The organism is Thermoanaerobacterium sp. PSU-2, from assembly GCF_002102475.1.
Taxonomy (GTDB): Bacteria; Bacillota; Thermoanaerobacteria; order Thermoanaerobacterales; family Thermoanaerobacteraceae; genus Thermoanaerobacterium.
This window is the reverse complement of sequence record NZ_MSQD01000012.1, coordinates 17,072-26,691: the sequence shown is the minus strand read 5'-3', so window position 1 is coordinate 26,691 and position 9,620 is coordinate 17,072. Positions and strand designations below refer to the sequence as shown.

The following is a 9,620-nucleotide window of genomic DNA, read 5'->3' as shown; positions in this document are numbered from 1 at the left end:
TTGGAGTACATAAGTAGACTTTACGATCAAATACTGAAGCTTTACGATATAAAAATTTTTGGAAATACTTTTGACATAATAAAAGTCATAATAATAGCCTATATTGCCAAAAAGTTGGGGTATCTTTTAATCGATCGATTTTATGTGATGCAAGAGAAGTCAAAGCTTCAATTTTCCGAGCGAAAAGTAAAGACTCTTTCTTCACTTACGAAGAATATTTTAAAGTACGTCATATATTTTGTGGCTGTTTATTCTATCCTTGAGATATTAGGGCTTAAGATGGGTTCCATATTGGCTGTTGCTGGTATAGGTAGCCTTGCCGTAGGATTTGGAGCCCAAAGCCTTGTGAAAGACGTCATTACCGGGTTTTTCATAATATTTGAAGACCAATTCGGAGTAGGGGACTACATAACAATAAACAACTTATCCGGCACTGTTGAGGAGATCGGACTTAGAGTCACAAAAATAAGGGATTTTTCGGGTGATTTAAACATCATACCAAACGGAGAGATAACATCTGTGACAAACCATTCAAAGGGTGCCATGAGAGCACTTGTGGCTGTATCCGTATCTTATGAAGAAGATGTAGATAGGGTCATAGAAGCCCTTAATGAGATATGTGACGAAATGAAAAGGGACAGAACTGACCTTTTAGATGGCCCAAAAGTCCTTGGAATAACAAATTTTAAAGACTCTACAGTGGAAATAACTGTAGTAGCAATGGCAAAGCCAATGCAGCAGTGGGCTGTTGAAAGGGATCTAAGGTACAGGATTAAGAAGCTTTTTAAGGATTACAATATTGATTTGCCATATCCTCACATGAATATATCAATCGAAGACAAAGATAAAAAGGGTGATGTCAGTGCCGAAAGAGATTAACGTAGGTGATATTGTAAAAATGAAAAAGGTCCATCCTTGCGGCAACGATGAATGGGAAGTGCTTAGGGTAGGAATGGACATAAGGATAAAGTGTTTAAAGTGCGGCAGGATGGTTTTAATGCCAAGGCCAAAATTTGAAAAAGGAATGAAAAAAGTAATAAAAACTGTTGAAAAACCAAATGAACAATGATAAAATAACAATATGGATTGCCGCCTTGCCCAATAGGGCCGTAAAGTCCATAAGGAGGTGAAAGAATGAGAGCGTATGAAACAATATTCATAATTTCTCCAGATGTAAATGACGAGGCAAGACCTGCTTTAATTGAGAAGTTTAAAAATCTCATAACAGAAAAAGGTGGAGAAATTACTAATGTGGATGAGTGGGGCAGGAAGAAGCTTGCATATGAAATCGATAAGAAAACTGAAGGATACTATGTATTGATGAACTTTACAAGCGATGTAGATGTCCCACATGAACTTGAAAGAGTATACAAGATCACAGACGGTATATTGAGATACTTGATCGTGAAAGTTGATAAATAATGAACGATAGGTGGGTTAATGATGTTGAATAAAGTTATATTAATAGGCCGTTTGACTAAAGATCCTGTCCTTAAGTATGCTTCTGCAAACATGGTTCCTGTGACCACATTTACACTTGCCGTCAACAGGAATTACACACAGCAGAACGGAGACAGGTTGGCTGATTTTATACCCATCGTTACGTGGAGAAAACTGGCAGAAGTTTGCGGAAATAATCTTAAAAAGGGAAGATTGGTGGCTGTGTCCGGCAGCATTCAAACTCGCACATGGGATGATAATAGCGGCAATCGCCACTGGGTTACAGAAGTTGTGGCAGACGAAGTTAAATTTTTGGACTCAAATAAATCCAGCGGTAGCGATCCTATGCCAGATCTAAGTAAGGATATTCACAATTTTGATATCGACTTAGATGGCGGCGATTTTGATGGATTTAGTCCGGTAGAGTCAGAGGATGATCTTCCATTCTAAGGAGGGTAGATGATGTCAAACAACAATAACAATTCTAAGGAGAATTCCGCTCAAAAGAGGAAAAATAGAAAAGCTAAGAAAAAAGTATGCGCTTTTTGCGCTGACAGGATAGATTATATAGATTACAAGGAAGTCGGCAAGCTTCGCAAGTATATAACTGAAAGAGGCAAGATACTTCCGAGAAGAATAACAGGAAACTGTGCTATACATCAAAGGCAACTTACAGTTGCTATAAAAAGAGCGAGACAGATTGCACTACTACCATATACAGCCGAATAATGATATAATATAGAGAGGGTCAAGCCCTCTCTTGTTTTTCATGTGTTTAAGGTGGGATATTATGGAGAATAATTTTGATATAACGAGAAATATTAAAAGCTTGGAAAATTTAAAAGTTGAGCTTTTATTGAAAACTGCATCAGTTTTTAAAAATTTTAATAATGACGATTTGCCTCAAGAATTGATAGACGACATATGTCACGTAATCATAATAGGGTATCTTCTTGGAGACAAATTAGGGTATGATTTTAGAGAAATCGATGAGGAAATTTTAAAGAGGATAAAATCCATTTCGGCAGACATAGAAGAAGACTCTCAAAATTACAGAAAACTGGCGGAGTACCTTAAGAAAAGGTAAGATAGTGCATGGAGGATAAAAAATGAGCAGCAAAAACATGGTAAATGGAGCTTTAATGGTGGCTGTAGCGGTTATAATGGTTTTGATTGGGTCATATGTACCGCCGCTTTTTTTCGTATTGTTTTTTGTGGCAGTACCTGTAAGCGTGGTGATAATAAGGAGCAATAGTTTGCTGTACGGCATCTTGACTACAGCTTTAATTTTTATTGCTACATTTTTGTTTACAGACATAATCACAGCTTCAATTGTGGCTGCGTTAAGCGCTGTAGGGATTGCAATGGGATATTTTATAAAAAGTGGCAGCACTCCTCAGGATGTGGTGGTTGAAACTGGTGCAATATCTTTGGCAGGCTTTGTAGGAGTATTGTATGTTCTTAAAATATTTAGTATAAATGTAATAAGTAGTATTTTAAGTGACTATCAGCAGATTGGGAATCAGGTATTAGACATATATAAAAACTCGCCTGATGCAGCTTATGTAAAAAGCATGATAAGTTATACATTAGAGTCTTTAAAGATGCTTATTCCATCTATTTTTGTCATAATGATTGCCCTTATCGTCTTAGCTAACTACATGCTTCTTTCAAGGATATTGGTAAGGGAAGGCAAAGTAAAGAAATTACCTCCCTTCATGTTTTGGAGGATGCCTTACATGACGGGATGGATTTTTATAGGTGCTCTTTTGTATCAGTATTTTGTAAACTCCAGCGCTGTGGCATCTAATCTGCTGTTGCTTCTATCTATTGGGTTTACCGTAAGCGGCCTTTCATATGTAAAATACTTTATGACAAAGAGATTTAATGTAAGCTCTTTAATAAGCGATGTGATATTAGTGGCTTTGTTTATGTTTCCGATTACTTTTTCTCTGATGACGCTACTGGGGGTCATAGATACAAGCATGAACTTGCGAAGATTTACGTGATATGGTTTTTGTATCATGGTTTAAGGGGATGTATTCATGTTTGATAAAAAGAATTATAAGTTAATATCCTCTGTAAGCTTATTAAGCATCATTTTATCGGCAGTGCTTGCTTTTGTACTCTTGTACTATAATGTATACATCAGCATTGTATCAATGGTTCTTTTGGCGTACATTTTGTACGTGGAGTACAGAGGGGCAAAAAAGAAGCGGACAGAATTTGATAAGTACGTTGAAAGGCTCTTTTTTAGCGTCGATAAGGCATCAGGCAATGTACTACCGCTTTTGCCTATACCTGTAGCATTGATGAGGGAAGATGGGAATATCGTCTGGTACAATTCTTGTTTTGCCCAAACTTTTGAGGATAAAAAGGATATAAACAATGTTTTTTTAAAATACGCAAAGTCGAAAAAGGATGAAAAGTATCACTTCAGGATTGGCAATAAATACTACTACATGATAAGCATCATCTCTAAAACTAGAAAGAGAAAACCCAAAGACGGTGAAAATTACTACAATGTCTTCATCTTTGACGAAACTGATTACATGGAAATATCGAAAAAGCTTGTAAGCTCTCAACCTGTCTTAGGCTACATACTTGTAGATAATTACGAAGAAGCTTTGCAGTCTGCAGATGATCTAAATAAGCCTGTTGTGGCTGCAGAAATAGAAAGGCGATTGAACATTTGGATTCAATCAATGAATGCCTATATAATAAAGTACGCCAATGACAGGTACATCTTTGTGACGCAAGAGGCGGATTTGAAAAATCTTGAAGAAAATAGATTTGAGATACTTGACTTTATAAGAGATATAAATGTAGGAAACAAAATACCGATTACGTTAAGCATAGGTGTTGGTGCAGATTCGTCGGAGTTTGCAAAATTAAACGAGTACGCAGTTTCTGCCATTGATCTCTCATTAGGCAGAGGCGGTGATCAGGCCGTAGTCAAAAAAGGTGAGAAAATCCTCATATATGGAGGAAAGACACAGGCTGTAGAAAAGAGGACAAAGGTCAAAGCGAGGGTTGTGGCACATGCCATAAGAGAACTGATTGAGGATTCGTCAAATGTTTTGCTTATGGGGCATAATTTTATGGATTTTGACTCATTAGGTGCCGCAATAGGCATGTATAGGTGTGCTGTGTCTTTCGGCAAAGATGCAAAGATAATTTTAGACAAATCAAATCCGGCTATAGAAACCCTTTTAGAGAAGATAGAGAAAGACGAGGAGTACGCAAATCCTTTTATCGATGTAGGCAATGCCAAGAGCATGGTTAATCCAAAGACGCTTCTTATCGTCGTTGATGCCCATAGACCCAGCTATCTTACGTACCCCGAATTAATAAACATGGTGGATAGGATAGTAGTTATCGATCACCATAGGAGAGGAAAAGAATTTATCGACAAGGCATTGCTTATTTACTTAGAGCCATACGCATCATCTACATGTGAACTTGTAACTGAGATATCACAGTATATAAAAGACAAGATTGATTTAAAGCCGATAGAAGCAGAAGCGCTTTTGGCTGGAATAACGGTTGACACGAAAAATTTCACATTTAGGACAGGTGTAAGGACATTTGAAGCTGCATCTTATCTTAGAAGAAAGGGTGCCGATACTATATCTGTAAAGATGCTGTTTCAAAATGACTTAAAATCGTATATAATAAAATCTACGATAGTAAAAAATGCTGAGATAACAGAAGAAGGAATAGCGATTGCAGTAAGCCCTGATGAGACGGACAATGTCATAGCTGCACAAGCTGCAGATGAACTTCTCAACATAAAAGGCGTTCAGGCATCTTTTGTCGTATTTAAAAGGCATGACGATGTGGCCATAAGCGGAAGATCGATAGGGGATATAAATGTTCAGGTAATACTGGAAAAATTGGGCGGCGGCGGTCATTTGACTGTGGCAGGTGCTCAGGTCAAAAAGCCTATTAAAAATGTCGTAGATGATTTGAAGACAGCCATAGATGAATATTTTAAGGAAGGTGAATCGTAATGAAAGTGATTTTGCAAAAGGATGTAAAGGGTATAGGCAAAGCAGGCGACGTAGTAAATGTAAGTGACGGTTATGGTAGAAATTATCTTTTGCCTCGTGGACTTGCTATAGATGCCACGAAGTCAAACATAAATGTTCTCAATGAAAAGAAAAAAGCGGAGGAAAAGAAAAGGCAGAAAGAGGTAGAAGCTGCACAAGAGATGGCTAAAAAGCTTTCGCAGGAGTCCATCGTGCTTAAAGTAAAAACGGGCGAAAACGGCAAATTGTTTGGATCTATAACGTCAAAAGACATACAGGATGAGCTTAATAAAAAAGGATATGATATTGACAAGAAGAAGATAAATCTTCCGGATTCTATAAAGACAATCGGCACTTATAACGTAGACATCAAAATATACCCCGGCATACAAGCAAAGGTAAAAGTAGATGTTGTAGGACAATAATTACTCAAGTTTATTCAGGACTTGGAGTGAAAAATACACAAAGTTTTGGACTTTTAAGGGGGGAATGAGATGGAGTGGAATAAAATCCCTCCTCAAAATATAGAGGCAGAACAGGCTGTCTTAGGTGCAATGCTTTTGTCCAGAGATGCCATAATCGATGCATCAGAGATAGTAAAAGCAGATGATTTTTACAAGGAGTCAAATAAAAAGCTTTTTACCATAATGATGGATATGTTTGAAAAGAATATACCTGTCGATTTGGTTACGGTGGTTGATGAGCTGAGAAGGCAAAATATGTTGGAGGCGGTAGGAGGGCTTGACTACATAACGAATCTGTCATCCAGCATAGTGACTACTGCCAACGTGTCGTATTATGCAAAGATGATTAGAGAGAAGGCGACATTGAGGCGCCTTATCCAAGCTTCATCAGAGATAATGGAGTTAAGCTATGAAGGCGGCGATCTTCACGATGTGTTGGATACGGCTGAGCAGAAGATATTTGACATAGCACAAGGCAGAAACACCGAAAACTTCTATCCTATTAAAGATGTGTTGATGGACACATTTTACAACATAGAAAATCTTTATAAAAATAAAGGACATCTTACTGGTGTGCCATCTGGCTTTCCCGATTTAGACTTGAAGACGTCTGGCTTTCAGCCATCTGATTTTATACTTCTTGCTGCAAGGCCATCTATGGGTAAAACTTCCTTTGCCTTAAATATTGCGGAAAATGCCGCATTGGCACTGAAAAAACCTGTTGCCATATTTAGCCTTGAGATGTCTAAAGAGCAACTTGTAAGTAGGCTAATATGTTCTACGGCAAACATAGACAGCCAAAAGCTTAGAACGGGAAATTTAGATGACGACGACTGGCCAAGGCTTGCTGCTGCGATGGCTCCTCTTTCTACAGCGCCTATATACATTGACGATACACCTGGCATATCAGTCATGGACATAAGGGCAAAGTGTCGAAGACTGAAGCTGGAGAAGGGGTTGTCTTTAGTGTTAATAGACTATTTGCAGCTTATGCAAGGAAGGGGAAACTCGGAAAGCCGGCAGCAGGAGGTTTCTGAAATATCAAGGTCATTAAAAGGGCTTGCGAGGGAGCTGCAAGTTCCTATAATAACGCTTTCGCAGCTATCCCGTGCACCTGAAGCCAGATCCGATCATAGACCGATTTTAAGCGATTTAAGAGAGTCAGGTGCGATTGAGCAGGACGCTGATATAGTCATGTTTCTTTACAGAGATGATTACTACAACAAGGATTCTGAAAAGAAAAACATCGCAGAGCTTATTATAGCAAAGCACAGAAACGGTCCTACAGGTACCATAGAGCTTCTATGGATGGGCCAGTACACGAAATTTGTAAGTATAGATAAATACAGGACAGAGTAGTCAAGAGGGTATTTTTATGGGTGATTACGATTATTTAAGAAAGATACCGTATTTCAATGTCTTAAGCGAGAAATCTCTATTTGAGATCAATAAAATAGCTTTGGAGAAGGAGTACAAGAAAAATACCGTTATTTTTTACGAAGGCGATGAAGGTGACGCCATTTATTTTGTAAAAAAAGGGAAAGTCAAGATATCTAAAATATCACAACAGGGAAAAGAGCATATAATAAGAATAATGGAGGATGGAGATATTTTTGCTGAATCCCTTCTGTTTATAGGTGGTAAGTATCCAGCCACTGCAGAGGCCATAGAGGATTCAAAGATTATCGTGCTTAAAAATAAAGATATAGAAAATTTGATACTGAACAACAATGAAGTAGCCTTAGGCATAATAAAACTCATGGCAAAAAGACTCCAAAATGTGGCGGTCATAATAGAAAACTTAGCCCTTAAGGATTCCCTTGGCAGGACGGTTTCTATTCTTTTGACATTTGCCAGGGAAAAAGGCATACAAGGCAAAGATGGCATAGCCATAGAATTAAACTTAAATAGACAAGATCTTGCTAACATGGTAGGCACGTCTCGAGAAAATATGACAAGAATCTTAAGCCAGTTAGACAAAGAAGGTGTCATAAAGCTTGAAAGACATGCTATAGTAATAAAAGATGTAAATGCATTAAAAAATTTGTCATAAATTTGTTGTAGTTATATTTAATGTGTGTTATAATTTATATGCAATTGAATAAAGTTCGTTAAGTGAGGCTCCTATGCGGATACATGCTGATGCCCGGAAACATCGAGAGATGCCAATGGGTCAACAGATTCTACCGTTACAAGGTTTAATCTAATTCAGCCGGTACTACCTATGCCGCATAGTGCTAAAACCCAACGAGTGTGTTGAGATTAGAGCCTTTTACGTTTTGTAAAAGGCTTAAATTTTTTAAAGGCAGGTGGTAATGATGGACTCTGGCCCTTATAGTCATAAGCGAATAAAATTTAATAATTCAAAAAAGAATATGAGGGAGGAGTCTATCTTACCTTAAAACTCCTCCCTTAGAAAAGGAGGTAGTGAAATGCCAATTTTAAGTCTTTATTTAAGCAGAATTTTAGGCAATAAGATATTGCTTAAAAACGGTGAGATCTTAGGTAAACTTAAGGATGTTGGAGTTTCAACGGCATTGACGCATCCAATTGCAATATCCATGTTGGTAAAGACAAAGTCTGGCGTCAAAGAGTACAAGTGGGAAAACATAAAGATAACGAAAAAATTTGGGCAGTACGAACTTGTGTGCACTAATCCAGTAGAGGCGCATAACCTTAAAGATGTCTTGTACTTGTCAAAAAATGTCTTAGACAAACAGATTATCGACGTAAATGGAAGGAAAGTAGTAAGAGTCAATGACATAAGGTTGGCGCTTTTAGATAAAGGCTTGTTTGCAATTGCTGTCGACATAGGCATTGAAGGCATATTGAGAAGACTTGGCCTTGCAAAGCCTTTAAAGAGGATTTTAAAGAGATTTGGAAAAACAATATCAAGTAAATTTATACTTTGGGAAGATATAGAGACGATTACTCGCTCGAGAGAAAACATAATGTTGTCAAAGACGTATCACAAATTGGCCACACTTCACCCTTCTGACCTTGCGGACATCATAGAGGATCTGGATTTAAAGGCCGGCATAGATATATTCTCCAGCTTAGAGCATGGAAGAGCTGCAGACGTGCTGGAGGAAATGGAGACAGACACTCAAAGAAGCATATTAAACGAGCTGCCTGTTTCTAAAGCTGCGGACATCTTGGAAGAAATGCCTGCAGATGAAGTTGCAGACATACTGGATGATCTGAATGAAGAAAAAGTAGAAGAGCTCTTAAATGAGATGGAGAACAATGCATCGTTGGAAGTCAGAGAGCTGATGGAGTATCCTGAGTACGCTGTTGGAAGCTTGATGACAACCGACTTTGTGGCATTTGAAAATACGCTTTCCGTAGAGGAGGCAATAAAGGAGCTTAGGCTTTTAAAACCAGATGAAGACATCATTTATTACATCTATATAGTTGATGAATCAAATAGGCTTTTAGGTGCGGTTACACTTAGAGATTTGGTGATTTCAGAGCCTAATACTCTGTTAAATGAAATCATGAATAAAGACATCATCTATACTCGTGATATGGATTCAATAAAATCCCTCATAAAGACAGTGACAAAGTACAATTTGGTAGCGATTCCTGTTGTAGATGAAGATATGAAGCTATTAGGAACTGTCCTTATAAATGATATAATATACGAACTTATGAGAAGTGGGAAGACATTCGCAAGGAGGTAGTG

Annotated in this window: 12 protein-coding genes and 1 riboswitch; all 12 genes read left to right on the top strand. The window is 37.9% G+C overall.

What is annotated here, in order from left to right:
* The 12 genes from BVF91_RS09815 to BVF91_RS09760 all read left to right on the top strand — a co-directional run bounded on the left by BVF91_RS09815 (position 1) and on the right by BVF91_RS09760 (position 9,618).
* Positions 1–879, top strand: coding sequence for a mechanosensitive ion channel family protein (locus tag BVF91_RS09815; protein ID WP_085113230.1), 879 nt, complete (start codon positions 1–3; stop codon positions 877–879).
* Positions 863–1,069, top strand: coding sequence for a DUF951 domain-containing protein (locus BVF91_RS09810; RefSeq protein ID WP_013789109.1), 207 nt, complete (start codon positions 863–865; stop codon positions 1,067–1,069). The genes BVF91_RS09815 and BVF91_RS09810 overlap by 17 nt, the downstream gene beginning before the upstream one ends.
* Positions 1,070–1,134: 65 nt before the next feature.
* Complete coding sequence (gene rpsF, locus BVF91_RS09805; protein WP_085113229.1) at positions 1,135–1,422, top strand: 30S ribosomal protein S6; 288 nt, start codon at positions 1,135–1,137, stop codon at positions 1,420–1,422.
* Between the two features lie 21 nt (positions 1,423–1,443).
* Positions 1,444–1,890, top strand: a complete 447-nt coding sequence (locus BVF91_RS09800) for a single-stranded DNA-binding protein (RefSeq protein WP_085113228.1) — start codon at positions 1,444–1,446, stop codon at positions 1,888–1,890.
* Positions 1,891–1,902: 12 nt separating this feature from the next.
* The gene (rpsR, locus tag BVF91_RS09795; RefSeq protein ID WP_085113227.1) at positions 1,903–2,169 is read left to right on the top strand and encodes a 30S ribosomal protein S18; all 267 of its coding nucleotides are present in this window, start codon (positions 1,903–1,905) and stop codon (positions 2,167–2,169) included.
* A gap of 61 nt (positions 2,170–2,230) precedes the next feature.
* On the top strand, positions 2,231–2,527 hold the full coding sequence (locus BVF91_RS09790) for a MazG-like family protein (protein ID WP_085113226.1): 297 nt from the start codon (positions 2,231–2,233) through the stop codon (positions 2,525–2,527).
* A gap of 22 nt (positions 2,528–2,549) precedes the next feature.
* A complete protein-coding gene (locus BVF91_RS09785; RefSeq protein ID WP_085113225.1) occupies positions 2,550–3,449 on the top strand; it encodes a DUF2232 domain-containing protein in 900 nt (299 codons plus the stop codon).
* Positions 3,450–3,485: 36 nt separating this feature from the next.
* Entirely contained in the window at positions 3,486–5,453 is a 1,968-nt protein-coding gene (locus BVF91_RS09780; RefSeq protein ID WP_085113224.1) for a DHH family phosphoesterase, read from the top strand.
* On the top strand, positions 5,453–5,896 hold the full coding sequence (rplI, locus tag BVF91_RS09775; RefSeq protein ID WP_045411044.1) for a 50S ribosomal protein L9: 444 nt from the start codon (positions 5,453–5,455) through the stop codon (positions 5,894–5,896). The genes BVF91_RS09780 and rplI overlap by 1 nt, the downstream gene beginning before the upstream one ends.
* Positions 5,897–5,965: 69 nt before the next feature.
* On the top strand, positions 5,966–7,294 hold the full coding sequence (gene dnaB / locus BVF91_RS09770; protein ID WP_013789101.1) for a replicative DNA helicase: 1,329 nt from the start codon (positions 5,966–5,968) through the stop codon (positions 7,292–7,294).
* 16 nt (positions 7,295–7,310) lie between these two features.
* Positions 7,311–7,988 carry a Crp/Fnr family transcriptional regulator gene (locus BVF91_RS09765; protein WP_085113223.1) on the top strand — a complete coding sequence of 226 codons (678 nt, stop codon included), beginning with the start codon at positions 7,311–7,313 and terminating at the stop codon, positions 7,986–7,988.
* Positions 7,989–8,035: 47 nt separating this feature from the next.
* Positions 8,036–8,198, top strand: a riboswitch (M-box (ykoK) riboswitch).
* A 169-nt stretch (positions 8,199–8,367) separates the two neighbouring features.
* Positions 8,368–9,618 carry a magnesium transporter gene (locus tag BVF91_RS09760; RefSeq protein ID WP_085113222.1) on the top strand — a complete coding sequence of 417 codons (1,251 nt, stop codon included), beginning with the start codon at positions 8,368–8,370 and terminating at the stop codon, positions 9,616–9,618.
* Positions 9,619–9,620 lie beyond the last annotated feature (2 nt).

Excerpts from the sequence above, each read along its gene's own strand:
- rpsF (WP_085113229.1), top strand. The coding sequence starts at position 1,135 with ATGAGAGCGTATGAAACAATATTCATAATTTCTCCAGATGTAAATGAC.
- BVF91_RS09800 (WP_085113228.1), top strand. The coding sequence starts at position 1,444 with ATGTTGAATAAAGTTATATTAATAGGCCGTTTGACTAAAGATCCTGTC.
- rpsR (WP_085113227.1), top strand. The coding sequence starts at position 1,903 with ATGTCAAACAACAATAACAATTCTAAGGAGAATTCCGCTCAAAAGAGG.
- BVF91_RS09790 (WP_085113226.1), top strand. The coding sequence starts at position 2,231 with ATGGAGAATAATTTTGATATAACGAGAAATATTAAAAGCTTGGAAAAT.
- BVF91_RS09785 (WP_085113225.1), top strand. The coding sequence starts at position 2,550 with ATGAGCAGCAAAAACATGGTAAATGGAGCTTTAATGGTGGCTGTAGCG.
- BVF91_RS09780 (WP_085113224.1), top strand. The coding sequence starts at position 3,486 with ATGTTTGATAAAAAGAATTATAAGTTAATATCCTCTGTAAGCTTATTA.
- rplI (WP_045411044.1), top strand. The coding sequence starts at position 5,453 with ATGAAAGTGATTTTGCAAAAGGATGTAAAGGGTATAGGCAAAGCAGGC.
- dnaB (WP_013789101.1), top strand. The coding sequence starts at position 5,966 with ATGGAGTGGAATAAAATCCCTCCTCAAAATATAGAGGCAGAACAGGCT.
- BVF91_RS09765 (WP_085113223.1), top strand. The coding sequence starts at position 7,311 with ATGGGTGATTACGATTATTTAAGAAAGATACCGTATTTCAATGTCTTA.
- BVF91_RS09760 (WP_085113222.1), top strand. The coding sequence starts at position 8,368 with ATGCCAATTTTAAGTCTTTATTTAAGCAGAATTTTAGGCAATAAGATA.